Below are 25,474 nucleotides of genomic sequence, written 5' to 3'. Positions count from 1 at the left end.
GTTTTATCGGTAAAGCTATCAGTAAAGCGTCAGGGTATCTGTAAAAGTTTATGCGTCTGTATGCTCAGCTTCCATTTCGGATTGCGTTTGCAGACATCGATGGCAAGCTTGGTGTTTTGTTCTGCCAATGGGCCATCCATAGGCTGCACGAAGAAGTGTTCGAAATCCAGATCTTCGTAGGCAGCCAGCGATTGCTCCAGTTGCGGAATCACGACCTTCAACTCGCTGCCTTTGCGCACCACCAGTTGCGAACCCATCTTCGGGCTGACGCAAATCCAGTCAACGCCGGCCGGCACCGGCAAGGTGCCGTTGGTTTCAATCGCAATTTCAAAACCGACCGCGTGCATCGCATCGATCAGTTCCGTATCCAGTTGCAGCAAGGGTTCGCCGCCGGTAAAAACCACGTATTTGCTGGCCGCGTAGGACTCCGGCCACAAAGCATTGATCGTGTTTGCCAGCTTCTCCGCATCGGCAAACTTGCCGCCGCCTTCACCATCGGTGCCGACAAAATCGGTATCGCAAAACTGGCACACGGCGGTGGCGCGATCGCTTTCACGGCCGGTCCACAGATTGCAGCCGGAAAAACGACAAAACACGGCGGGACGCCCGGCATGTGCGCCCTCGCCCTGCAATGTGTAGAAAATCTCTTTTACGCTGTAAGTCAAAATGATGGCCGGATGAAGGTTTATGCAAGGCCGCGGGCAAATGGCAGGTCGCAAATGGATGCGGAACGACGCTGTTTTGCTTGTGTATCGCGGGCCGTCATTATAGACCAGAGCGGGCTTTCCCTCATGGCAGGATGAGATACATGAGCACTATGCATCTCTTCTGCCATCAAGATGTAATCTTGATAATGAAAATCCTGAATCCTATGATTCCCCTACCCAAAATTGGACCAATCAAGGAAGCATTAAATAGCAGCATCAATAGGCGATGTGGATTAAGCAACTAATGCGGCACATGCCGCGTCAACGCCCCCTCAATCAAATCCAGTTCACGCAACAAGCGCTGATGCAAGGTATCGTCCAGCTTGTTGTGCAACCACATCTGAAATAACTCGTCGCGTTCTGCGCGTATCGCGGACAAGCGTAGTTCACGTTCCTTCTCTGCCAGCAGTTGTATGCGAACGGCTTCTTCACCTTCACTTAAACCGTAATCCAGTCGTCGCCGATAGAGTTCGGTGACACGCATGGCTGCTTCTGTTTGACCGTTATTTTCTGCATCTGCCGGCGCAGCATCGCATATCGATTTGATGTGACGGATGGCAGCTTCTGCTGCTGCGACGCGCGCATGTCCTTCATCCATGCCCAGCACCGGTTCGGGTGCAAATTTCATCTCCTTGCTCAATAAAGGCAAGGCTACGCTTGCGCTCAATAGCGAAAGCAGGATCACGCCTTTTGCCAGAAAAATCAGCAAGTCGCGCGCCGGGAATGCTGAGCCATCCGGCATCAACAAAGGCAAAGTCAAAATACCGGCCAGCGTAATTGCGCCGCGCACGCCTGAACATGCAGTCAGCATGAGTATGCGCAAGGAAGGTTTGGTATCGCTCGTCTGGTCACGGCGTTTTTTAAACAGGGTGACACGGAGCGTACTCCACACCCATAAAAATCGCAGACAGGTTAGCGCAACACCGATCGCAATCACATAGAGCGATAACCACCATGCGCTGCTCAATCCCATACTGCTTGCCACCATCGGCAAGCCATCCACCGTAGTACGTATTTGCGCACCGAGAATCACAAAAATCACGCCGTTGAGCGCCATCTGTATCGTGTCCCACACAGCGCGGCGTTGCATGCGCGTCGTTGCCAGCCGACGGCCCACCATATCCGTGTAATGAGTGGTGATACCTGCCGCCGCAGCGGCGAGAATGCCGGAAACCTGCAGATGTTCTGCCAGCAGATAAGCGGCAAATGGCAGCAACAGGCTGATCAGAATCTGGCTGCCCGGATCTTCGCCGACAGCGACCACCAGCCATTTATTCGCGACACCAATCAGCCATGCAACGAGCGCACCCACCAGCAAACCGCCGCCTGCCGTCAGCAGAAATTCCATTGACGCATCCAGCAAGGAGAATGTACCGGTAATCACCGCCGCCAATGCGAAGCGAAAACAGACCAGACCGGATGCATCATTGAGTAATGCCTCGCCCTCGAGTATGTGCATCAGGCGTGGCGGAATCGGGCTTTGCGAAGCGATGGCAGAGACGGCAACCGGATCAGTCGGCGACAGAATTGCGGCCAGTGCAAATGCGGCGGCCAGCGGTACGGATGGAATCATCCAGTGTATGAAGTAGCCCATTCCAAGGACGGTAAAGAGCACCAGACCAATTGCCAGCGTGGTGATCGGACGCACGTCGCGAAAGAAGGCACTTTTGGGAATCCGCCAGCCATCCAGAAACAGCAAAGGCGGAATGAAGAAGAGGAAGAAAAATTCAGGATCGAGCGGGACGCTGATGCCAAAGCCGTAAGCCAGCCCTGCTCCCACTGCAATCTGCACCAGAGGCAAGGGTACCTTGATCGGTAATAGTCGTGCAAAAAATCCGCTGGCCAACACGGCCAGCAATAAAATCAGAGCGATCGTAACGGTATGCATCTAGGCTTGAATCTCATTGGGTGCTGATCTGATGTTCTAAAACTTGTTGCGATCCAAGTTTTAATTCGAGCCCCATTTTATCGAAACGATCCTCTGCGCGCACACCACTGAAAAACGCATGCAATTATGAGTTGCCGAGTTTTTCCTTGCGTATTGCTTCATCGTCCATCAGTTCGTACCACATCGCATTCAGCACGGCGAAAGCAGCTGCAAGAGGCAGACCCAGCATCCAGGCGAAATACCACATGATTTGTCCTTGTCTTTAATTGATGACTGTTACATCGCGACAACGCAAGACCTACATTTGCCCGTCAATATGCATGTCCGGTTTCATCGCGTATCGCTTTTTCATCCACCTTGCCCCACAACACGTGATACACCCAGGTCGTGTAAGCGACGATGAGCGGAATAAAAATCGCGCTTACTACCAGCATGATGAACAGGGTCAGGTGGCTGGATGAAGAATCCCATACCGTCAGGCTGGCAGCCGGATGAATCGACGATGGCAGGATGAAGGGGAACATGGATGCACCCACACTCAGCACGATGCCGCTGATGCTGACTGCGCTGCACAGCAATGTGAATATTTCGCGCCGCATGCGCAAACCCAGCCATGCACCGATTGCTCCGAGCAGGCCCAGAACCGGCGCCGCCATCGTCCATGGTTGCGCAGCGTAATTGACGAACCACGCACCCGCATGTCCTTCGACTGCTTTCAGCAAGGGATTGGAGGGACCCACTGGATCAATCATGCTGGTAATGCGATAGCCATCCACGTATTTCCACAACAGCAGACCGGCGCAGGCATACAGCACCACCGTCGCCAGCGCTGCCATGCTACCGTAGCGTCGCACCCGCTCCGCTACAAGGCCTTCTGTTTTCAACTGCAGCCATGCACTGCCGTGCATGACCAGCATGGCGACCGAAACCAGTCCGCACAACAAGGCAAACGGGTTCAGCAAGCCGAAAAAGCTGCCCTCGTAAAAAATATGCATCTGCGAATCAAGCCGGAACGGTACGCCCTGCAACACATTGCCCAGCGCCACACCAAAGATCAGCGTCGGCACGAAACCCGAAAAAAACAGGACGCCATCCCAACGTGCGCGCCAGCCCGGATCTTCGCGTTTGCTGCGAAACTTGAATGCGACCGGACGCAAGATAAGCGCAACCAGAATCGCAAACATGGCAAGATAAAAACCGGAAAACGCCACGGCATAAAGCTGCGGCCACGCGGCAAAAATTGCACCGCCTCCCAGAATCAGCCACACCTGATTGCCTTCCCATACCGGGCCTACGCTATTGATGACGACGCGTCTTTCGATATCGTTGCGCGCGACAAAAGGCAGCAATATGCCGGTGCCCAGATCGAAGCCGTCCGTCACCGCAAACGCCAGCAGCAACACGCCGATCAAAGCCCACCAGATCAGGCGCAGGGTATCGTAGTCGATGAGTGTGTGCAGTGTCATGATTGCTCCCGTGTGGCGGCAGGAGTGGCGGTAAGAACGGGCTTCGCGTCACTACTTTTTTGAGCTGAGTGTTCTGCACCGGGCCCGGCATGAATCACCTTGAAAATCAGTTTCATCTCGATGATGAAGAGCACGGTATAAATCAGGATGAAACCGCACAGCGTAATGAGCAGTGTCTTGATGCCGAGGCTGGATACCGCCACCGCCGTCGGCAGCACGCCTTCTATCACCCACGGCTGACGACCGAATTCAGCCACCACCCAGCCAGCTTCAATGGCGATCCATGGCAAGGGCACCGCACACACCGCCAGCTTCAACAGCCAGCGATGTTTGGCAAGTTGCCGGCGCGCCGACAGGAAAAAGAAAGTGCCCGTCAGCAGGATCAGAAACATGCCTATCCCGACCATGATGCGGAACAGCCAGAACAGAGGAGCGACCTGCGGTACGGTATCAAGCGCCGCCTGGGAAATTTGAGCCGGCGTAGCCTGGCGCGGATCATCTACATAGCGCTTGAGCAGCAAGGCATAGCCGAGATCGCTGCCGGTTTCTTCAAATGCGAAGCGCATTTCCGGCGTGATTTTTTCACCCTGACCGAGAGCGCGAATTTTTTGCAAGGCATCGTAAGCCTGTATGCCATTCGCAATACGCAATTCAGCATGCTGTACCAGTTCGTTAATGCCGGGAATAACGGTATCCAGCGAACGTGTGCCGATCAAACCCATCACCCAAGGTATATGAATCGCATAGTGCGTCTCGCGTGCTTCCTGATTCGGGAAACCGATCAGGGTAAAACTGGCTGGTGCAGGCTGGGTTTCCCACATACCTTCAATCGCCGCCAGTTTCATTTTTTGATGCTCGGTTGACAGATAACCGCTTTCATCACCCAGCACCACTACCGACAGTGCCGCTGCCAGGCCGAAAGACGCCGCCACCGTCATCGAGCGCTTGGCCAATGCAAGATGACGTCCTTTCAGCACATACCATGCTGAAATGCCCAGCACGAAAACCGCCGCCGTCACATAACCGGCCGATACCGTGTGCACGAATTTGGCTTGCGCAACCGGATTGGTCAGGACTGCCGCAAAGTCGGTGACTTCCATGCGCATGGTTTCCGGATTAAGCGCGGCGCCAACCGGATTCTGCATCCAACCGTTGGCGATCAGAATCCACAATGCAGAGAAATTGGAGCCGATGGCCACCGCCCAGGTGGTGATCAAGTGCCCCACTTTTGAGAGTTTGTCCCAGCCGAAGAAAAACAGGCCGACGAAGGTTGCTTCGAGAAAGAAGGCCATCAAGCCTTCTATCGCCAGCGGCGCACCGAAAATATCACCGACGTAGTGGCTGTAGTAACTCCAGTTCATGCCGAACTGGAATTCCATGACCACCCCGGTAGCCACACCCATCGCAAAATTGATGCCGAACAGCGTGCCCCAGAATTTGGTCATGTCGCGCCAGATGACGCGGTCGGTCATTACGTAGACCGTCTCCATGATGGCAAGCAGGATCGCCAGTCCTATCGTCAGGGGAACAAACAGAAAGTGATACAGCGCCGTGATGGCGAACTGCAGGCGGGACAAGGAAACAATATCGAGTTCCATAGACGTCCTTTGTATCTGATTTGAATTTGTTGCGCTGACAAGCCCGATCAATCCGGCCGTAGCGTATTCAATACCATTTCAAAATCCGTATCACCACGCGTAACGTCCCTAACGATACGCCCATATTGCAGACAAACCAAGCGGTTCGCCAACTTCGCCTCACGTCGCACATGCGTTGCCAGCAGTATTCCCCGTCCCTGCGCCAGCGTATCCAGCCTTTGCAGCACATCGCGTGCAGTGGCCGGATCGAGTCCTTCAGTCGGTTCGTCGAGCAACCACAGCGGCACCTGCCGCAACAACAAGCGTGCCAATGCCAGCCGGCGCAACTGCCCGCCGGACAAACCCATGCCGCCTTCACCCAGCCGCGTGTCCAGCCCGGCCGGCATCCTTGTCACATCGTCGGCCAGGCCGGCTGTCTGCAACACCTGCCACAGATGCGCATCGTCGGCCTGCGGATCGGCCAGACGCAGATTGTCGCGCAGACTATCCTGGAACAGCTCGGTACGCTGTGTCAGCAGGCAGTGTGGCGCTACTTGCAGCAAGCCGGATTGCGCGCTCAACTCTCCGGCGACGACTGCCATCAAGGTCGATTTACCCGCCCCACTCGCCCCTATCAATGCCACACGCTCGCTGGCCTGCATGGAAAATGTAATGTTATGCAAGACAGGAGCGCCTGACGCCTCCGGGCCTGCAGGGTGCGCTGTCATATTCACCAGATTGAGGATCAGATTGCCGACTGGAGATTGTGCTCCTGTACTTGCCGCTTCCGTCTGCTGCAGGCGCGGTGCCAGCCGGCGTGCAGCCAGCACCGTACGTCCCAATTCCAGCGCGCCACGACGCAGTCCGGCAAACGGTTCCAGCGCCGTCAGCACCAATAGCAAGGCCAGTGCAGCCAGCGGCGCGCCTATCTCTCCCGCTTCAACCAGCCCGGCGACCGTCAGCAAGGTAACCGCCAGCGTCAAACTGCCGATTGCGGTGTAGCTTGCGCCTGCCTGCACTTCCAGCCGGTTCAAGGCATCGTCTGCACGCGCCAGGTAACGATCGGCCGCAGCCAGCGATGCTATCTGCGCATCCAGACGGCCGGTCATAATCAATTCTGTCTGCCCGGCCAGCAGATCGATGCTGCGCGCACGCAAGGCTTCGAGCGCATAACTGCGGCGACGCGCCGCCGCACGCGCAGCTTGCGCAGTGAGCAAGGCTATCCCCACACCGGCCGCGATCAGCCAGACGGCCATCCCCACGCCCAGCCTGATGTCGAGAAAACCCAGCGCAAGACCGGTTGCCAAAGCCACTGCAATCGCCGCAGCAAAAGGCACCAGGATGCGCAGGTAGAGCGTATCCAGCGCATCTATATCGCCGGTCAGCCGGAACAATAATTGCGCCGGTCGGGCCAGCAAACGCCGTGCAGCTTCCGCTTGCGCCCAGCCGCGAAACAGACGTTCGCGCAAGGCCGCCAACACGGCCAGCGTTGCATCATGCGTCACCAGTCTTTCGCCGTAACGGGAAAAAGTACGGCCCAGCGCCAGCAAACGGATGCCAGCCGACGGCATGAATACATCGAAAGTAAACGCCAGCGAGGTATTCAAACCGGCAATCGCGGTCGCCGTAATGAACCAGCCGGACAAACCCAGCAAGGCCATGCCGGACAATGCAGTCACGACGGCCAGCAATGCACCCAGCAGCAAGGTATTGTTGCGCCGGGCCGCGATAAACATGGCCAGCACCGGATACAGATCGCGCCACAGCTTCATGCCGGCACCTGCGCATCGGTACTTGTATCAGTGCTGGCATCGGCATCCAGCACAATCACCCGATCCATGCGCGCCGCCAGTACCGGATCATGCGTGGCGATGATCATGGTTTTTCCCTGCGCCAGTTGCAGCAGGGCCTCGGTGATCTGATGCGCCGTCACGCTGTCCAGATGTGCAGTCGGTTCATCCACCAGCAGCAAGTCGACGTGCCGGTCGACCGCGGCACGCGCCAGTGCCAGCCGCACCGCCTCGCCACCCGACAAACCGCCGCCACCTTCACCCAGACCAACGCCGGGCTGTGCTTGCGGTACCTTGTCCAGTGCTGCAAAACGCAATGCCGATGTCACATCCTGCGCATCGATACCTGGCCTGCCCAAGGCGACATTGGCGCGCACCGAACCGGCGAAAATATGTGGTTTCTGCCCTATCCATGCCATGCGCGTGCGCAAGGCATGGGCGGTGTTTTCCGCCAAAGGTACGCCGCCTATTCTGATCTCGCCGCCTTGCGCCGACACCAAACCCGCAAGCAGGGCCAGCAAGGTCGATTTGCCGCCACCGCTGGGGGCCACGATCGCGATACGCTCACCAGCTTTTACATGCAGCGCATAAGCGTCAAACACCGAAGCGGCGGCTCCTGCATGCGAAAAATGCAAATCGTGAATATCGACTGCCGGCGCCGTTTTATCTGCGTAAAGAAAATCAGTCTGCGGCAGGATGGACTTGCCGCTTGCGCCCGGCAACAACATCCCCTCTCCGCTCAGGCGCTCCATCGCCTCCAGCGCCGCCTCGCCGGCTGCCCTGTCATGCCAGACGCTGGACAGATCGCGCAGCGGTTCGAAAAAAGCTGGAGCCAGCAGCAGGATGAACAAACCCTCTCCCAATGTCAGGCGTCTGCCCCAAGCGCCAAATTCAAGCTGGCCGAGTAAATGAAAGCCTGTATAAACCGCCACCATCGCCACGCCCAGAGCGGCAAACAGTTCGAGTACGGCAGAAGATAAAAACGCAATGCGCAAGACCGCCATCGTGCGTTGACGCAATGCTTCTGCCGCGTCACGCAAACGCAATGCCGTGATATCCACGGCACCCAGGGTGCGCAAGGTCGCCAATCCACGCAGGCGATCCAGCAGAAAGGCATTCATGCCGCCCATCTCGATCATCTGCGCTTCACTTGCCGCTTTCGCACGCCAGCCGACCAGCGCCATGAAAAGCGGAATCAAGGGTGCCGCCACCAGCAGAATCAGCGCAGCGATCCACGAGAAAGGGAAAACGATGACGAGAATGACGAAGGGGACAATCGTTGAGCGCAGGCGCGCAGGACGATAACGCGTCAGATAAGGGATGATTGCTTCCGCCTGTTCCGCCACGACACTCGCGGCAAGGCCCGATGCCGGACGCCGCACATCCAGCGGCGAACGCGCTGCCAGCGATGCAGCAACTTGTTCGCGCAATACAGACAGGTGCAAGCGTGCTTTTTTGAATACCAGTCGTATTCCGCATGCATCGCAGGCAGCACGCAGCAAGCCGACAATCAGCAAAAGCAAGGCAGGAATTTTAACGACATCCAGCCCACCGCCATCTGCCACACCTTGCACGGCATAAGCCAGCAAAGCAGCTTGCGGCAACCACAGCAAAGCTGCCAGCGTTTGCAGGACAGCGCCCATATCGAGCCTTTGACCGGATTGCAAGCGACGGGAAGATTCTGAGCTTGGGTGCATAGTGCTATGCATTATGGCTGATCGTCACTGTTAATTCTGCATCCGATCAAATGAACATCCATTTTATGCCCTCGCTGATAAATTGAATTTCGCTGGCTGCAAGCAAAGGACAAAGCGAGCTTCATAGCTGAATTACTGGATGCTTCCAGAAAAGATGTGTAGCTAAAACGAATTGCATTAAATTTACATTTGAATAATATATTTCGTTTATGCTGGCAAGCAGAAACCGCTCAAAAAACTTGCTACGACCAAGTAATTCTCATTCATATCACGCCAAGCAATCATGTCTACACATTGGATATTCCCGCAGAGACTCGTTCATAAACTGGCGAAAAAGCAGATCTCAAACAGAGAGGTCGCTTATTTCATTCTCGCGAGTTTTCTTTTTTCCTGGGTCATGTATTACGGAGCGTTCACCTGGAGCAATCCCGCATGGACTGTATTGTCCTGGGCAGAAGGCCTGCTTGTCGTTTGCGTGACTATTCTCGGCATGAGCAAGTGTTTTGATGCTGCAGGCGGAGATGCAAACGATCGCTTTGCAGCTGATTTTTCCTGTCTGTCGTTTCCCATCTGGCTTTGGACAACAATTGGCGTCTGGTCTGTTTATTGGTTGGTGTTTTATCTTTTCCAATTTAGCGTGATAAAAATATCCGCAGATAATTTTCAATTTTCAAGAAACCTCATCAATATCGGGGGCAGTTTCTTCTGGCTGTGGACAGTCACCGCAATCATCGCATTGCAGATAATTTATTTCGCATGGCTGGCGAAATCCTTGCGTTCACTTGCCCAGCAAAGAGCACTTGATGTTCAAGCATATGAGGCCGAAACGAAACATCAATCGGCATAGAAATTAATGGAGGGCATATTGATTGATTTCCCCGCACCATCCTGCATTACCTTATTCAAAACCTGACATCACACAACCAGGACTGCCTCTGCTCGATCTGCGATTGCAAGCGTTAGTCCGTACAGGAGAACGACATGTCTCTATGTTTCAAAGTACTCAATGCAAGCGTACTGATCGCAACTGCGGCAGCGACACACTATTCTCTGGCTGCAGCCGGCGATACCTCACATGAAAAAACCGTCGAACGCGGACGCTATCTGGTAAAAATAAGCGGCTGCAACGATTGCCATACGCCGGGCTATGCACAGGCGGGCGGCAATATCCCTGAAAAACAATGGCTAACCGGCAGTCCCCTCGGCTGGCGCGGTCCGTGGGGAACCACCTACGCCACCAATCTGCGGCTTTATATGCAAAGTGTCAGTGAAGAACAATGGCTGAAGACTGCCCACAGCACACAGTATCGCCCGCCAATGCCGTGGTTTACCCTGCGCGATATGAGCACGCAAGATCTGCAGGCTATCTATCGCTTCACCCGCCACCTGGGACCGGCTGGTGCGGTTGCTCCAGCTTATGTACCGCCAAATCAAACTCCCAATGGGCCGTTTGTATCATTTCCCCAGCCGCCTAAATAACGATCGCCGGTATCGAAAGGCTTGCATCAGATATACGCGCTCTTCGCCACCTCGCCATATCAGGCAAGCCCGCCATTCGCACGCAATACCTGCCCGTTGATCCAGCCACCCTCCGCGCCGACCAGGAAGGCAACCACTGACGCAATATCGCCGGGCTGACCGAGGCGTTGCAACGGCGGCATGCTGGCAAACTGCTGGATCTGCGCTTCCGTTTTTCCGTTGAAGAACAGCTCGGTTGCAATCGGTCCTGGCGCGACCGCATTGACGGTAATGTTACGACCGCGCATTTCCTTTGCGAAGATGGGCGTCAGCGTTTCCACTGCCGCTTTACTGGCGCTGTAAATTCCATAGCCGGGCAAATTCAGCGCCACCGTGGTGCTGGAAAAATTCACGATGCGGCCGCCATCATTGAGTCGCAATGCTGCTTCACGCAAGGTATTGAAGGTGCCGCGCACATTGATATTGAAGGTTCGCTCAAACATTTCATCACTGCTTTCCGCCAGCGATGCATTCTGCAGGATGCCTGCATTGTTGATCAGGACATCCACCTTGCCTAGCAGGCGCTCGGCTTCATCGAACAGGCGACGCACATCATCCGCCTGCGCCACATCAGCCCTGATCGCATACGCTTCGTGGCTGGCGTCCTGCAGTCTGGCAACCAGCACATCTGCCTCGCCTGAACTGCTGGCGTAATTGACGATGACGGCAAAACCATCGTACGCCAGACGTTCTGCAATAACGGCACCGATGCCGCGCGATGCGCCTGTAATGATGGCTACTTTTTTAGCTTGATTGCTCATGATGTTCTTCCTAGGAGTATTGGGACGAACGGATTCTGCGACAAATCACTAAAAAGATAATCAGGCTAAAATCGACTTCATTATTCGATATTTAATAACAAAATACTGAAAAGCATTCGCTATGGATAGATTTCAGGAAATGCAGATTTTCGTACGCATCACCGAGCGCCGCAGTTTTACCAAGGCAGCCGAAGACTTGCAATTGCCGCGCGCCACGGTGACCAATGCCATCACGCGCCTGGAAGAACGCATAGGCGCGCGCTTGCTGAACCGCACCACGCGTCAGGTCACGCCTACGCTGGATGGCGATGCCTATTACGCACGTTGCGTGCGCCTGCTGGCCGATGTCGAGGAAGCCGATGGCGCGTTTCGCAATACGGCGCCGAAAGGCCTGTTGCGCGTGAGCCTGCAAGGAACGCTGGCACGTCATTTCGTCATCCCCGCCCTGCCGGCTTTTTTGCAGCGTTATCCGGAGCTTGAACTGCGCATCGATGAAGGCGACCGCTTCGTCGATCTGGTGCGCGAAGGCGTTGATTGCGTACTGCGTGCCGGCAATTTGCAGGATTCCTCGCTGATCGGACGGCGCGTTGCGCTGCTTGAGCAAGTCACCTGCGCCAGTGCCGCTTACGTGGCGCGACACGGCTTGCCTGGCAATCTGGCCGAATTGGCCGGCCATAAAGCCGTCAATTATGTTTCCAGTGCCACCGGCAAACTCTATCCGCTGGAATTCACCGTCAATGGCTCTGTCCAGTTCGTCACGCTGCCTGGCGATGTCTGCGTAAGCGGAGCTGATATGTACGCTGAATGCGCGCGTGCCGGACTCGGCCTGATTCAGGTGCCGCGCTATCGCTTGCAAGGCGAGATCGAATCCGGTGCGCTGCGCGAAATCCTGCCCGATTTTCCTCCGCCAACCATGCCAGTTACCGTGCTTTATCCGCAGAACCGGCAACTATCTGCGCGGGTACGCGTGTTTGCCGAATGGCTGAAGGACTTGTTTGCGCAATAAGTTTACGCAAACAAATCACTGCTTGTCGCGACATGCCATTGGCGCATGAGTGCTGACAGGACATACGGGAACGGCACGAAGCGCTTATCATTGCAGTGATGCGATGTCAGTGATGCATTTCACACTCACCCGCGGATTTTAAATTTATGGAGAATCAAGTGCCCGCAAGCGATCTTTGCAGCGACGAAGAAGTCACACAACTGGTGCATGCTTTTTATGCGAAGGTAAGGCGTGACGACATGCTCGGCCCCATCTTCAATAGCGAAGTCGAAGACTGGGATCATCATCTGGAAAAACTGGTGGATTTCTGGTCGTCCATCCTGCGTGGCACCGGCCGTTATACCGGCACGCCGATGCAAAAACACACTGCATTGAGTCATCTGGACCCGGCGCTTTTCCAGCGCTGGCTGGCGCTGTTTGATGAAACCATCAAACAGCAGGCCAATGAGGCAATGGGTGAACGCGCCTATGCCGCTGCCCAGCGGATTGCACAAAGCCTTTGGTACGGGTATCAGATGAATCGCAATCCGGATGCCCTGCCTACGGATTTGCCGCAAGGCTGAGTACGCGCACCAAGACAGCTTCCGTTCATTTCAGGTTACGCCGTTGTGCAGTTGTGGCACGGGATACGCGCTTGCGCCACCAGATCACGACACCCGTCACGCTTAACATTGCAACGACGATGCCCATGAATGAAATCAGTATGCGCCCCGGCAATCCGAGAATGCGGCCTGAGTGCAATGGGAATTGCGCCTGTACAAAGATATCGGCAGCAGTGCCCTTCCATGGTTGGCGATTCCCCAGCAGCCGACCATCCAGACCGTCGTAATACAGCACTGCAGGGCCTACGCCACCAGCACCATGATCATCGCCGGCTTTGAAAAAACTGACGCCATAGATGCCGAATTCCTGCGAATAAAAAATACTGCCCGCAGGCTCAAGCCACTTTCGTTGTTGCGCGTCACTGCTTGCGCGCTGAACAATATCGGCATAGGCAACGCGCGGCTCGATCGGATGATGCTTATCGGCAGGTGCACGCGTATCGAACGGTGATGGCGTTACCTGCGAAACCGTTTTCATCACCGGATAAAAAATCTCGTTATATAGATTCAGCGAAAAAGCAGTAAACGCGAGAATGAACAGCAGCACCCATGTCCACAAACTGAACGCACGATGCAAGTCAAAGTTGAGTTTGTTGCTGCCACCGTTCCAGCGTACTTTCCACGCCGGTTGCCAGCGCTGCCACCATGACTTGCCAACGGGAACCGGCCTGTCATCGGCAATATCGTCGGACGCTAGCACTGCATTGCGGCGTCGCACCGGCAGGGTCAGGTAAAAGCCGACAAAGCTGTCGAGCGTCCAGATCATCGCAATGGCGCCCATCAGCCACAGGCCCCAGCGATCGATGCCCCACATTTCCGGAATGTGCAAGGTGTAATGCAAGCGATATAGAAAGGAAACGAAGGTTTCCTTGGTAATCGGCCACACTGCTCCCCATTCGCGCTTACCCAGTTCTGCACCACTGACAGGATCGATAAAAACTTGATTGAAACCGGGCTCGAACAGTTTTTTGGTGGCCGGATCAACCCGCGCATCAATACCGAACGATAGCGACTCACCCTCCTCCGCATGAAGCGGAACAAACGACACGCGTACCTGCGGATAACGCGCCTCGATCTGCTGCGCCAGCGCCAGTGAGGATTGCGCAGTGCCGGTACTTTTCACCTCCATCAAATGCGGATTGAGCAAATCGTCCAGCTCGTGATCCCACGAAATGATCGCGCCGGTCACACCGCTGAGAAACAAGAATCCGGCAATGATCAAGCCGGCATAACGATGAACAAGGGTCCAGAAAGCGCGCAAGATAACCTCAAATACAGGGATAAACGAATGCGCGGTAGCTACATCCATATTCGTAAATATCAGGATCTGCAAGAAGACAAAATACTCTTACCTTCAAACAGACAGACATCGCTATATATGCTGCCGCGCCTTATTGCAAAAACACTGATTCTTTAAAATTTATAAGTTGCGGTTAGAACGACGTTTCTACGCGCCCCATACCAGCAGTCACCACGAGAAAGACAAGTCGCGTTATAAACTTTATCCGTGAGGTTGTTCACGTTAAGTGCGTAACGCCAATTCATGGTGTCCCATGACAGCAAAGCGTCAAGCAAGGTGACAGAAGGCGTGGTCGGCGCAACGCCGTCACGGAACGAGCTCATGTAGCGGGCGCCAGCGCCCAGCGCAAAACCACTCACACCACCGATTGAGAAACGCCACTTTCCCCATGCTGCAGCCTGGTGACGCGGCACTTCATCAAGCTGTTTGTCCAGATCCGTAAAGTTGTAATGCGCCAGGACGTCAATTGTCGGAGTGATGGCAGCTTTCCATTCCAGTTCGACACCGCGATTTTTTGTCTGGCCAACCTGGATTTGATTGAGTGGATTGCTTGGATCGGTTGTACTTTTATTTTTTTCATCGATCTTCCAGATAGCTGCCGTAAATTGACTATTACCGTTTACAGGCATGTATTTAACGCCACCTTCAATCTGTTCACCACGCACAGGTTTGAAGCGCTGATCATAGGCGTTGGTTCCCGCGACTGGTGTAAAGGACTCGCTGTAACTCACGTATGGAGACCAGCCATTTTCCAGCAGATACATGACACCAACTCGCTTGGTCGTCGCCCGGCTCTCTTCATCGTCACTGCCAGCCAATGCATTGTTTACGCGGTCATGGCGCAATCCCGCCGAAACGATCCAGTTCTTTCCAATCTTGATTTGGTCTTGCAGATATAAACCAATTTGACGCTGTACAGACTGTGGATCGTCGGCAAGAGTCGCGACGACACCATTCCCGTATACCGGCGCATAGACATCAATCGTGTCCATGGCAAAACCCGATTGTCTGTCGCGTTGATAACGCGTGTAATCCAGGCCAACTAATAGATCGTGCTGCAAGGGTCCAGTCTGCAATTTCGCCTGCAAATGCTGATCGATCGTGGCGATCTTTACTTTGGTAATACTGTCATCCGCATAACGTCCGATGAGACGCTGATTCACAGGGTCAATCGCCCAACCGCCAGGGTTGGTAAACGAATCCGCATAATGCGTAAAGTAATCGACCTCATTAACTGCATAACGGAAATTTTGACGGAAGGTCCAGTTGTCATTGAGCTGATGTTCAAACAGATACCCCAGTGATTGTCGATCCGTATCATAGCGATCACTTGGCTCACCAATAAAGCGACTGGTTGGAATCATGCCGTTGACATTGGGAGTCACCATACCTGCCCACGGCAGGAACTGTGAAGTCGATCCAGTTCTATCCCGCTGATAAAGCCCTTGCAAGGTTAATGAAGTAACCCCGTTCGGTTTCCATGTCAGCGAAGGTGCAATCAGGGTACGGTCGTCTTTTACGTAGTCAACTTGCGTATCTGAATTACGCGCTATTGCAACCAGACGATAGAGCCACTGCTTATCTTCCGTCAAAGGTCCCGTCACATCGGTCTGCAATTGTTTGCGTCCAAAACTACCGAGCTGTACGCCAACCTCGCCTTGAAACTCTTCTTGAGGCCGTTTGGAAACCAGATTCAGCACACCGCCGGTGCTGCCTTGTCCATAAGACATGGCAGCGGGCCCACGTAATACTTCAATGCGTTCCAGGGTGAATGGATCGGGACGTGCAGCGCTCGTATAGTAATCATTTGCCTGTCGCAGGCCGTCAATGTAAACGTCTGGTGAAGCGCCGCGTACCAATACCGAGTCAGTACGGGAATCAAGGCCGTATGCGTCAGAGCGAACGCCTGCAGCATAGGTCAATGCATCCTGCAAATTGGTCGCGCCCTGGTCCACAATCTGGTCACGCGTCACGACCGTGACTGCCTGCAGTGTTTCCGCCAATGAAGTATCTGTCTTGGTCGCAGTCGAGGAACGCGTAGCGCGATATCCAATCACGGGGCCGGTTGCCGTTTCCTGCACGCCACTTACATTCACCGCTGGCAAAGTCGTGACTGCCGGTACATTGCTCTCGTTTTGGGATGCAGGAATAGCCTGCGATGAAGAACCACCGTTCGGTTCAGTAACTTGAGAATGAGCAGCCACGGGGATAGCAAGCGCCATCAATACCGCAAACCGATTGAACTTGTAACGCCGCTGGATGCGCGCTTGCATAACCATCTGTCCCCCAATTAATAATAAAAATAATTGGCTGGCATTTCGCCGACTCACCCCAATTGGTGAGTGACGAACAGTTGGCTAGCTACCTAACAAGAAGATGGAATGATAACCATTCCTATTTAAAAGTCAATGAAAATGAGCAAACTGCATGAACTCGCTCGCCGGAAAACGAGAGCACAAACATTTAAAGGGTATTTTCAAAGAGGAGATTTTTTCTCCATTTCAAGTGAAGCTGAGTCTTAAAATGAAAAAGTCATCCGGTTTAACCCGAATGACCTCAAGAACCAATAAATAATAAAAGCGGCGAAGTCTGCTTTTGCGGTTTACTGGCGGCTGCGATGCTTTCTCCTCGTCAGGTACAGGCAACGCTGCCATCGACCTGCACAATTACTTCGTCAACTGCAAGCTCCCCTTCATGATTCCCGAATGGCCGGGGAAGGAGCAAAAGTAAGTGTAGCTTTCACCTGCTTTGAGTTTGCCGGTCTGAAATGTCACCGCATCGCTTTCGCCACCGCCTACTACTTTGGTATGCGCAATCACCCGCGCATCACCGTCTTTCACATAATTTTTAGCCGCACCGGCAGCCATGCCGTCAGTGGCGATACCTTGCACGTCAGCGGTTTTGCTGAGTACCCAGTTATGACCCATTGCCGTTTTCGGCAGCTTGCCGCTGTGCTTGAGTTTGACGGTAAATTGTTTGCAGCTTTGCGGCACGCTAATACTGGCCTTGTTGAATTGCATTGCATCGTTGCCATCTATCTCGGTCGAACAATCTGCTGCCAGCACCGAACTGCTCAACCCTGCCAGCATCAGCAAGGCTGCGGTTTTCCATATCTTCACTTTTTTCTCCTTTAGGCAAACAACAATAAAATCAACTAACTTACAAAGCTTCTATGCGCGGATAAAAATCGCGGTTTTCACGTTGCATGCGTTCATGCAGCGTACGCAAAACAATATTGGCATCGGCACGGAAACCATCTTCATTTTGTTGCAAACTGTGCGCAGTATTCCAGCGCTGCGCAAACCCTTCATAAGTACGCGCGATCACACTCATTTCCTCCTGAAACTGCCTGCCCATGCGCGCCATGCCGGCATCATGGCCATTCTGCAAGGCCGGGTACAAAACCTTGTCTTCGACCGCCAGATGCAGTTTGATGGTTGAACTCATAGCCACGACCAGCCTGGCGATATCTGACGCGTTCTGCGCCACGCCAGCCTGTGTCAATTTACGCAGGGTTGAAATGTTGCCGAGGATATCGACATGCTGCTGTTTGAATTTATCAATATTCATCTACCGTTCCACTTTAAATAAAATCTTTACGCATGCACTGAACTGAGCAGCGCAGCATTTTCAAACAGGATGTTGTTTTCCAGATGGATGTGCTCCATCAGGTCTTCGCGAAATACACGTAGCGCAAAGTACAACGCCCGCCAGGTGCTGCACACTGCTTGCGGCAGGTTCATATCGTTCGTCAGCGCCAGCAGATGCTGCAAGGCGTCGCCATGCTGTTCGTGTTCCATGCGCATGATGGTGATAGGACCACCTATCAGTGCCGCCTGCCCGCACAACAGCAAGGGGAACAGTATCTGCTCCTCTTTTTTCATGTGGCTTTCCAGTTCCTGCTGCATTTCGCTCAAATGATCAGCGAGACCGACCGGACAGTCATTGCGATCACCGTGCGTCTGTTCGACTTTGCGTGCCAGCCTTATCAATTCCGGCAATTGCTGGCGATGACGTTCATGAAAGCGCAGCAGAATATGGTCAATCAGAGTTTCCGACGACTCGGCACTCCAATCGGTTTCATCCGTGGCGCCTTGCAGGTTTGCCAGACGCTGGACGATTTCCTCCGCATCGATACCTTTTCTTTGTGCGGCGTCACGCAGGCTATATTTGCCGCCACAGCAAAAATCGAGCTGGTAATCATTAAAAACCCTAGTGGCGCCAACAACGCTACGGGCCAGTTGTCCCAAAGATTGATCAAGCATGTCCATCGCGATTCCTTTTTCACTAGCATGTGTAAAGAACACTATGCGAATCGCGTGCCAGAAAAAAGTAAAACAAAATCAATATATTGCAAGTGCAATGGTATTATTTACCCTAAATAAAAAAGGTAAATTAAACCGCTTAAGGTTATTTAAACCATGATGACAAATTTCTTCCTCGCCGATCTGGTGGCCAATCTTGCGCCAGCGATCCGCATGCAGCGACTGGTCAGCACCCTGCGTACGCATTTCCGTTGCGGTGCCGTAGCGTTGCTGCAATTGGAAGGAGAACATTTGCGGCCGATTGCCGTAGACGGTCTGGTGCGCGATGCGCTGGGCCGTCGTTTCGCAATCAGCCAGCATCCGCGTCTGGCTGCCATCCTGACGCGACGCGACGTTACCCGCTTTCATCACGACAGCACGTTACCTGACCCTTACGATGGATTGATTGACGAACACATAGGCGAACCTTTGCCAGTCCACGATTGCATGGGCATCAGCCTGCATGTCGAGGGACAGCCCTGGGGCGTACTGACGCTGGATGCGCTGCAGATCGGCACCTTCGACGACATTGCGCAAACGGAACTGCAGCAACTCACCACGATCATCGAGGCCGCTATCCGCATTACTCGCCTGGAAGCCGAAATTCGTGCGCTACGCCTGACGCGTGGCGATGCACCTGTGGACAGCAGCAAGCAGGAAAGCGAAATCATCGGCCAGAGCGAAGCAATCGGCCAGCTATTGCATGAAATGCGTGTGGTCGCCGATTCGGAATTGCCGGTACTGCTGCTGGGCGAAACCGGCGTCGGCAAGGAATTATTTGCGCACCGCCTGCATCGTCAGTCGCGCCGTCATGCGCAACCGCTGGTGCACGTCAACTGCGCGGCATTGCCTGAATCGCTGGCAGAAAGCGAATTGTTCGGCCATGCCAAAGGCGCATTCTCGGGCGCCATCAGCGACAGGCCCGGCCGTTTTGAAGCGGCCGAAGGCGGCACGCTGTTTCTCGATGAAGTAGGTGAACTGCCACTGGCGGTACAAGCCAAACTGCTGCGTACTTTGCAGAACGGCGAGATTCAGCGCCTGGGTGCAGACCGGCCGCGACGCGTCAATGTACGCGTGATCGCCGCCACCAACCGCAACTTGCGCGACCTGGTGCGGGACGGCGCATTCCGCGCCGACCTGTATCACCGCCTGTCGGTCTACCCCTTGCCGATCCCACCGCTGCGCGAACGCGGCAACGATGTACTGCTGCTGGCTGGACGTTTTCTGGAACTCAATCGCGCACGGCTCGGCTTGCGCAGCCTGCGCTTATCGACCGATGCGCAAGCTGCCCTGCGTCGCTATCGCTGGCCCGGCAATGTGCGCGAACTGGAGCATGTGATCAGCCGCGCTGCGCTCAAGACCCTCAGTCGCGGCGTCAATCGCAATGACATCATCACACTGGAAGCAGACCTGCTTGATCTGGACGCAGTGGAATTGCCGCCAGCGCTTGCGCCTCAGGTAGCGACGCCAGGCATCCCCCTCGCCATATCGTCCCTGCGCGATGCAGTGGCAACATGTGAGCGTCACACTATTCAACAGGCACTGGATGCCCATGGCGGCAGCTGGGCACAGGCAGCACGGCAACTGGATGTGGATGCAAGCAACCTGCACAAGCTGGCACGGCGACTCGGGCTCAAGGATTGATTGCCTTGTCATTACCGGTAAACATTGCCGGTAAACGCAAACGCCATCCGATGAGGATGGCGTCAGGAACTACATGCTGATTTTATCCGCGCCGTGTCTGCGCAGAATGAAACCGTTTACTCCCACTCGATCGTGGCCGGCGGCTTGCCGGAAATATCGTACACAACGCGGTTGATGCCGCGTACTTCATTGATGATGCGGTTGGAAACCTTGCCAAGCAGATCATATGGCAAATGCGCCCAGTGCGCGGTCATGAAATCCTGCGTCTGCACTGCACGCAAGGCCACCACATATTCATAAGTGCGGCCATCGCCCATCACACCGACCGACTTGACCGGCAGGAAGACAGCAAAAGCCTGGCTGGTGGCGTCGTACCAGTTGCGGTGCGGAATTCCATTATCGGTTGCTTCCGATGCGCCGGGAGTCGCCACAAATGGCGTGTTGCGCAGTTCTTCGATAAAAATTGCATCGGCGCGACGCAGCAGGTCGGCGAATTCTTTTTTCACTTCACCCAGGATACGTACGCCCAGACCAGGACCAGGGAATGGATGGCGATACACCATATCGTGCGGCAGGCCGAGCGCTACGCCCAGTTGACGTACTTCATCCTTGAACAATTCGCGCAGCGGTTCCAGCAATTGCAGGTTCAATGTCTCAGGCAAGCCACCGACATTGTGGTGGCTCTTGATCGTATGGCCCTTCTTGCCCTTGCCTGCGCTTTCAATCACGTCCGGATAAATCGTACCCTGCGCAAGCCACTTCGCGTTCTTGCGTTTGCCGGCTTCAACCTGGAACACTTCAACGAATTCACGGCCGATGATCTTGCGCTTGGCTTCCGGATCGGTCACGCCGGCCAGATGCCCCATGAACTGATCGACTGCATCGATACGAATCACGTTGACGCCCAGATTGTCGGCGAACATGTCCATCACCATCTTGCCTTCGTCGAGACGCAGCAAACCGTGGTCGACAAATACGCAAGTCAGCTGGTCGCCGATGGCGCGATGTATCAGTGCCGCCGCGACACTGCTGTCCACGCCGCCGGACAAGCCGAGAATGACTTCATCTGTACCGACCTGCTGGCGAATTTTTTCCACCGCTTCAGCGATGTAATCGGGCATGTTCCAGTCCGATTTGCAGCCGCAGATATCGTGCACGAAACGCGCGATGATCGCCTTGCCCTGTACCGTATGCGTGACTTCCGGGTGAAACTGGAATGCATACATGCGACGTGCTTCATCGGCCATGCCGGCGATCGGGCAATTCGGCGTCGATGCCATCAGCTTGAAGCCGGGTGGCATTTCATTGACCTTGTCGCCATGGCTCATCCAGACCTTCAGCATGCCATGGCCTTCAGCGGTCGTGAAATCACTGATGTCTTTCAGCAGTGCCGTGTGACCATGTGCACGCACTTCGGCGTAACCGAATTCGCGAACGTGGCCATTTTCAACCTTGCCGCCGAGTTGCTCGGCCATCGCCTGCATGCCGTAACAGATTCCCAGTACCGGCACGCCCAGTTCAAATACGGCTTGCGGTACGCGCGGCGACTCGTCGCCCTCGATCACCGAGTTCGGCCCGCCCGACAAAATCACGCCGGCTGCGCCGTAATTGCGTACGAATTCATCGCTGACGTCATACGGATAGACTTCGGAAAAAACACCGGAATCGCGCACGCGACGTGCGATCAGCTGGGTGACCTGGGAACCGAAATCAAGAATGAGAATTTTCGAATGCATGAGATAAATGGCTTAGCGTTTCAATATGGAACAATTAATTTTCAGATCAAGACCCGGCGCGAGCTGTCTCAACGACCAATCCCGAGAAGTGCAATTCCCGCTCGATCAGCGCCGCCAGATCCGCCATCCAGTGTCCATCGCCGGATGTGAAAGCGCGCGTGCGCTCATGCAGCAACCCTACTCTGCCGACGATATTGCCGGCGCGATCGCGCAAAGGCTGCAAGGCACAAAACCGCACCTCGAAATTATCAACCTTGCCCAACGCAGGACTGAAGGGCGACGATGCTTTCTCCGGTATCAATTGCAAGGTCTCGCCTAAAGGCAAGTCGGCGCAGAAGCGATGCGCTGGCGAAGCAAAAACCGTTTCGGCAAGCGCCTCGTCTGCAGCATGCAGGTGCACAACACAGGCCGTGACGCCGAACAGGCCTTTACCCAGCCGCTCGATACGCGCAATCACCTGTGCAAGATCCTCGTGATCCACCCTGCCTGCTACAGTCATTTCATTTGCCAGCTGCGACACGATCTCAGTCAGCGCGGTAGTTAGGCGCTTCCTTGGTGATCTGCACGTCGTGCACATGCGATTCGCTCATGCCCGCCGAAGTGATTTCCACGAACTCTGCCGTGTCACGGAACTGGTCTATCGTCGAGCAACCGCAGTAACCCATGGTTGAACGGACACCGCCCACCAGTTGATACAGAATCGTGACCATGCTGCCTTTGTAGGCAACGCGACCTTCGATACCTTCCGGTACGAACTTGTCGACGTTATTCGCCGGGTCCTGGAAGTAGCGATCAGCCGAACCATCTGCCATCGCGCCCAGACTGCCCATGCCGCGGTAAGCCTTGTAGCTGCGACCCTGGAACAGAATCACTTCGCCCGGCGCTTCATCGGTACCGGCAAACATGCTGCCCATCATCACGGTCGATGCACCAGCTGCCAGCGCCTTGGAAATATCGCCGGAAAAACGAATGCCGCCATCAGCGATACACGGCACGCCGGTACCTTTGAGTGCTTCGGCCACATTGGAAATGGCAGTAATTTGCGGCACACCGACGCCGGCGACGATACGGGTCGTACAAATCGAGCCTGGGCCGATACCGACCTTGACACCATCCGCACCATGCTCAACCAGCGCCAGCGCAGCAGCAGCAGTCGCGATATTGCCGCCGATGACGTCCACATCCTTGTAGTTATCCTTGATCCAGCGCACCCGATCCAGCACGCCTTTGGAATGACCGTGTGCGGTATCGACCACGATCACGTCCACACCGGCCTTGACCAGCAGATCGACGCGTTCGTCGTTATCGGCACCAACACCGACTGCGGCACCGACGCGCAACTTACCCTGGCTGTCTTTGGATGCCAGCGGATGTTCGGTCGCCTTTTGAATATCCTTCGCAGTAATCAATCCACGTAACTCAAACGCGTCATTGACAACAAGAACACGCTCCAGCCTGTGCTTGTTCATCAGGCGCTTGGCTTCCGCCAGATCGGCACCTTCCTGCACGCAAACCAGTTTGTCTTTCGGCGTCATCTTGCTGCTGACCGGCGCATCCAGTTCGTTTTCAAAACGCAGATCGCGGTTCGTGATGATGCCGACGACGTTCTTGCCTTCCACGACTGGGAAGCCGCTGATGCCATGTTGCTGCGACAGGGCCATCACATCGCGGATCTTGGTGTTGGGAGGAATCGTGATCGGATCACGCACCACGCCGGACTCAAAACGCTTGACCTTGGCGACTTCGCGCGCCTGCTCGGCGGCAGTCAGATTCTTGTGGATAATGCCAATCCCGCCTTCCTGAGCCATTGCAATGGCAAGGCGCGCTTCGGTCACGGTATCCATCGCTGCGGACAGCAAGGGAATATTCAACGTGATGTTGCGCGTCAGGCGCGTAACAAGAGAAGTATCTTTGGGAAGGATGTCTGAGTAAGCCGGAACCAGCAGCACGTCATCGAATGTGAGTGCTTTTTGTAATAAACGCATAGTGTTTTCCTATTGGCGCAAAACCGAATTATACAGAAATCCGTTTGCCGCGTCCCGCCCTTGCGACAAGATTTCCGCCAAAACCCGCCTATGCATTGACAGATGAGGGGAAGCATGGCGAAATCGCACAAGTATTTATTCTTGCCTTCCTTTAAGGACACACCATGCACGCACCCGGTTTGAAACGCCTTGCTGTCGCCATTTTGCTCGCCGGATGCACCAGCGCAGCCATGGCCCAATACGTCTGGTTGAATGACAAAGGTGTCAAACAGTATTCCGACACGCCGCCGCCCGCATCAGTGCCAAACAGCAAAATTCTCAAATCGCCAAAGGGTATGACGCCGGCCAGCACGCCAGCCAAACCGGTCGAAGAATCTGAAAAAGATGGCGAAGCGGCAAAAAAAGGCCCACAAACCATCGCTGAAAAGAACGCAGACTTCCAGAAGCGCCGTGCCGAGCAAGCAGAAAAAGACAAGGAAACAGAGGCAAAAAAACAGGCCGCCGCAGACAAGAAGAAAAACTGCGAACAGGCAAGCAATTACAAGCGCGTGCTGGATTCGGGCGAGCGCATCAGCCGCATGGATAAATCCGGCGAACGTGCCTATCTGAGCGATGAAGAACGTGCACAGGAAATGCGTGAAAACAAACGCGCGATGGAAGAATGCAAATAAGATTTGAAATCTTGACCAAAACAGGTCGCTGAACCGGCAGATCTGTCAGGCCTTCTTTTTGACGTCCCGATTTTCGGCGCGCTTGCGCCGGGAATCTTTCGGATCTGCGATCAGGGGCCTATAAATTTCCACCCTGTCATGTTCGCGCAGCACGGTATCCAGCGTTTTCAACTTGCCGTAAATACCGACGCGCCAGACGCTCACATCGATTTCCGGCGCCAGCCGGATAATTCCACTGCCTTCAATCGCCTGCTGTATCGTCGTGCCAGCCGGCACAGTCTGATCCAGCAGAAACTGCTTATCCTCTCTGGCGTAGCAGATCTGGATATGAATGACGGCAGGAGCAATTATTTCAGCCATAGACTTCATCCGCCCGCTTGCTGAATGAATCGACGAAGCTGGTCGCAATCATGTTGAACACCGGCCCGATAATGGATTCGATCAGGCGACTGGAAAACTCATACTGCAAATCGAATTCAATCTTGCAGGCATCTTCACGCAAGGGCTTGAAAGTCCAGGTGCCATGCAATTCCTTGAATGGTCCCTCCAGCAAACGCATGGTCATCGAGGCCGGCCGTACCGTCGTGTTCTCGGTGGTGAAACTTTGCTTGATGCCATGATAATTGATCATGATGCTAGCCACCAGCCTGCCTTCTTCACGCTGTTTGATGTCAATTCCCCCGCACCATGGCAGGAATTGAGGATAATCCTCGACCCGATCAACCAGCGTGAACATCTGTTCGGCGCTGTAACCCAGCAAAACTGTTTTGTGCACTACTGCCATCGAATAGGAACCGTTTGATAGAATCGCAGAGTTGCCAT

The 25,474-nt window shown here is 54.6% G+C and carries 24 protein-coding genes; 6 read left to right on the top strand and 18 right to left on the bottom strand.

Features of this window, described 5'->3' with window-relative positions; all coding sequences use genetic code 11:
• Positions 1-29 precede the first annotated feature (29 nt).
• The 7 genes from queE to cydD form a co-directional block, all read right to left on the bottom strand.
• Positions 30-665, bottom strand: coding sequence for a 7-carboxy-7-deazaguanine synthase (queE, locus tag ABWP27_RS01960; protein WP_353152861.1), 636 nt, complete (start codon positions 663-665; stop codon positions 30-32).
• Between the two features lie 283 nt (positions 666-948).
• Positions 949-2,595, bottom strand: a complete 1,647-nt coding sequence (locus ABWP27_RS01955; protein WP_353152859.1) for a Na+/H+ antiporter — start codon at positions 2,593-2,595, stop codon at positions 949-951.
• A gap of 124 nt (positions 2,596-2,719) precedes the next feature.
• Positions 2,720-2,842: a cytochrome bd-I oxidase subunit CydX gene (cydX, locus tag ABWP27_RS01950; protein WP_011870882.1), complete on the bottom strand. Its 123-nt coding sequence runs from the start codon at positions 2,840-2,842 to the stop codon at positions 2,720-2,722.
• 64 nt (positions 2,843-2,906) lie between these two features.
• Positions 2,907-4,061 (bottom strand): cytochrome d ubiquinol oxidase subunit II, encoded by a 1,155-nt coding sequence (gene cydB, locus ABWP27_RS01945; RefSeq protein ID WP_353152857.1) that lies wholly within the window; start codon positions 4,059-4,061, stop codon positions 2,907-2,909.
• Positions 4,058-5,659 carry a cytochrome ubiquinol oxidase subunit I gene (locus ABWP27_RS01940; RefSeq protein WP_353152855.1) on the bottom strand — a complete coding sequence of 534 codons (1,602 nt, stop codon included), beginning with the start codon at positions 5,657-5,659 and terminating at the stop codon, positions 4,058-4,060. The genes cydB and ABWP27_RS01940 overlap by 4 nt, the downstream gene beginning before the upstream one ends.
• Positions 5,660-5,706: 47 nt before the next feature.
• Positions 5,707-7,410 (bottom strand): amino acid ABC transporter ATP-binding/permease protein, encoded by a 1,704-nt coding sequence (locus tag ABWP27_RS01935; RefSeq protein WP_353152853.1) that lies wholly within the window; start codon positions 7,408-7,410, stop codon positions 5,707-5,709.
• Positions 7,407-9,125 carry a thiol reductant ABC exporter subunit CydD gene (gene cydD / locus ABWP27_RS01930; protein WP_353152851.1) on the bottom strand — a complete coding sequence of 573 codons (1,719 nt, stop codon included), beginning with the start codon at positions 9,123-9,125 and terminating at the stop codon, positions 7,407-7,409. Before cydD ends, ABWP27_RS01935 begins: the two co-directional genes overlap by 4 nt.
• Before the next feature lie 283 nt (positions 9,126-9,408).
• Here cydD and ABWP27_RS01925 point away from each other — a divergent pair, with 283 nt between their 5' ends.
• Both ABWP27_RS01925 and ABWP27_RS01920 read left to right on the top strand, forming a co-directional pair.
• On the top strand, positions 9,409-9,972 hold the full coding sequence (locus tag ABWP27_RS01925) for a hypothetical protein (RefSeq protein WP_353152849.1): 564 nt from the start codon (positions 9,409-9,411) through the stop codon (positions 9,970-9,972).
• Positions 9,973-10,106: 134 nt separating this feature from the next.
• Positions 10,107-10,604: a cytochrome C gene (locus ABWP27_RS01920; protein WP_353152847.1), complete on the top strand. Its 498-nt coding sequence runs from the start codon at positions 10,107-10,109 to the stop codon at positions 10,602-10,604.
• A 59-nt stretch (positions 10,605-10,663) separates the two neighbouring features.
• Here the strand turns inward: ABWP27_RS01920 and ABWP27_RS01915 are convergent, their stop codons facing one another.
• Positions 10,664-11,404 carry an SDR family oxidoreductase gene (locus ABWP27_RS01915; protein ID WP_353152845.1) on the bottom strand — a complete coding sequence of 247 codons (741 nt, stop codon included), beginning with the start codon at positions 11,402-11,404 and terminating at the stop codon, positions 10,664-10,666.
• Between the two features lie 121 nt (positions 11,405-11,525).
• Here ABWP27_RS01915 and ABWP27_RS01910 point away from each other — a divergent pair, with 121 nt between their 5' ends.
• Both ABWP27_RS01910 and ABWP27_RS01905 read left to right on the top strand, forming a co-directional pair.
• Positions 11,526-12,410 carry a LysR family transcriptional regulator gene (locus ABWP27_RS01910; RefSeq protein ID WP_353152843.1) on the top strand — a complete coding sequence of 295 codons (885 nt, stop codon included), beginning with the start codon at positions 11,526-11,528 and terminating at the stop codon, positions 12,408-12,410.
• 158 nt (positions 12,411-12,568) lie between these two features.
• A complete protein-coding gene (locus ABWP27_RS01905; protein WP_353152841.1) occupies positions 12,569-12,973 on the top strand; it encodes a group III truncated hemoglobin in 405 nt (134 codons plus the stop codon).
• A gap of 25 nt (positions 12,974-12,998) precedes the next feature.
• On the opposite strand, the gene ABWP27_RS01900 is transcribed toward ABWP27_RS01905, so the two are convergent.
• The 5 genes from ABWP27_RS01900 to ytfE form a co-directional block, all read right to left on the bottom strand.
• Positions 12,999-14,321, bottom strand: coding sequence for a PepSY-associated TM helix domain-containing protein (locus ABWP27_RS01900; protein WP_353152839.1), 1,323 nt, complete (start codon positions 14,319-14,321; stop codon positions 12,999-13,001).
• 104 nt (positions 14,322-14,425) lie between these two features.
• On the bottom strand, positions 14,426-16,585 hold the full coding sequence (locus ABWP27_RS01895; protein ID WP_353152903.1) for a TonB-dependent siderophore receptor: 2,160 nt from the start codon (positions 16,583-16,585) through the stop codon (positions 14,426-14,428).
• A 393-nt stretch (positions 16,586-16,978) separates the two neighbouring features.
• Positions 16,979-17,401 carry an azurin gene (gene azu / locus ABWP27_RS01890; RefSeq protein WP_353152901.1) on the bottom strand — a complete coding sequence of 141 codons (423 nt, stop codon included), beginning with the start codon at positions 17,399-17,401 and terminating at the stop codon, positions 16,979-16,981.
• A gap of 70 nt (positions 17,402-17,471) precedes the next feature.
• Positions 17,472-17,882: a hemerythrin domain-containing protein gene (locus ABWP27_RS01885; protein ID WP_353152837.1), complete on the bottom strand. Its 411-nt coding sequence runs from the start codon at positions 17,880-17,882 to the stop codon at positions 17,472-17,474.
• Between the two features lie 26 nt (positions 17,883-17,908).
• A complete protein-coding gene (gene ytfE, locus ABWP27_RS01880) occupies positions 17,909-18,583 on the bottom strand; it encodes an iron-sulfur cluster repair protein YtfE (RefSeq protein ID WP_353152835.1) in 675 nt (224 codons plus the stop codon).
• A gap of 153 nt (positions 18,584-18,736) precedes the next feature.
• Between ytfE and norR the strand changes: the two genes are divergently transcribed.
• The gene (norR, locus tag ABWP27_RS01875; protein ID WP_353152899.1) at positions 18,737-20,260 is read left to right on the top strand and encodes a nitric oxide reductase transcriptional regulator NorR; all 1,524 of its coding nucleotides are present in this window, start codon (positions 18,737-18,739) and stop codon (positions 20,258-20,260) included.
• Positions 20,261-20,376: 116 nt separating this feature from the next.
• Here norR and guaA read toward each other — a convergent pair whose 3' ends face one another.
• The 3 genes from guaA to guaB are packed head-to-tail and all read right to left on the bottom strand — an operon-like array spanning position 20,377 to position 23,981.
• Positions 20,377-21,996 carry a glutamine-hydrolyzing GMP synthase gene (gene guaA / locus ABWP27_RS01870; RefSeq protein ID WP_353152833.1) on the bottom strand — a complete coding sequence of 540 codons (1,620 nt, stop codon included), beginning with the start codon at positions 21,994-21,996 and terminating at the stop codon, positions 20,377-20,379.
• Positions 21,997-22,042: 46 nt separating this feature from the next.
• Positions 22,043-22,495 carry a GAF domain-containing protein gene (locus ABWP27_RS01865; RefSeq protein WP_353152831.1) on the bottom strand — a complete coding sequence of 151 codons (453 nt, stop codon included), beginning with the start codon at positions 22,493-22,495 and terminating at the stop codon, positions 22,043-22,045.
• Between the two features lie 25 nt (positions 22,496-22,520).
• Positions 22,521-23,981: an IMP dehydrogenase gene (gene guaB, locus ABWP27_RS01860; protein ID WP_353152829.1), complete on the bottom strand. Its 1,461-nt coding sequence runs from the start codon at positions 23,979-23,981 to the stop codon at positions 22,521-22,523.
• A gap of 164 nt (positions 23,982-24,145) precedes the next feature.
• Here guaB and ABWP27_RS01855 point away from each other — a divergent pair, with 164 nt between their 5' ends.
• Positions 24,146-24,652, top strand: coding sequence for a DUF4124 domain-containing protein (locus tag ABWP27_RS01855; RefSeq protein WP_353152827.1), 507 nt, complete (start codon positions 24,146-24,148; stop codon positions 24,650-24,652).
• Positions 24,653-24,697: 45 nt separating this feature from the next.
• Here the strand turns inward: ABWP27_RS01855 and ABWP27_RS01850 are convergent, their stop codons facing one another.
• On the bottom strand, positions 24,698-25,021 hold the full coding sequence (locus ABWP27_RS01850) for an RnfH family protein (protein WP_502905307.1): 324 nt from the start codon (positions 25,019-25,021) through the stop codon (positions 24,698-24,700).
• Positions 25,005-25,436: a type II toxin-antitoxin system RatA family toxin gene (locus ABWP27_RS01845; RefSeq protein WP_353152823.1), complete on the bottom strand. Its 432-nt coding sequence runs from the start codon at positions 25,434-25,436 to the stop codon at positions 25,005-25,007. The genes ABWP27_RS01850 and ABWP27_RS01845 overlap by 17 nt, the downstream gene beginning before the upstream one ends.
• Between the last annotated feature and the right edge of the window lie 38 nt (positions 25,437-25,474).

The organism is Herminiimonas fonticola (assembly GCF_040395855.1).
In the GTDB taxonomy this organism is placed as follows: domain Bacteria; phylum Pseudomonadota; class Gammaproteobacteria; order Burkholderiales; family Burkholderiaceae_D; genus Oxalicibacterium; species Oxalicibacterium fonticola_A.
Note: the sequence above shows the minus strand (reverse complement) of the source record. Positions and strands in the feature narration are given on the sequence as shown.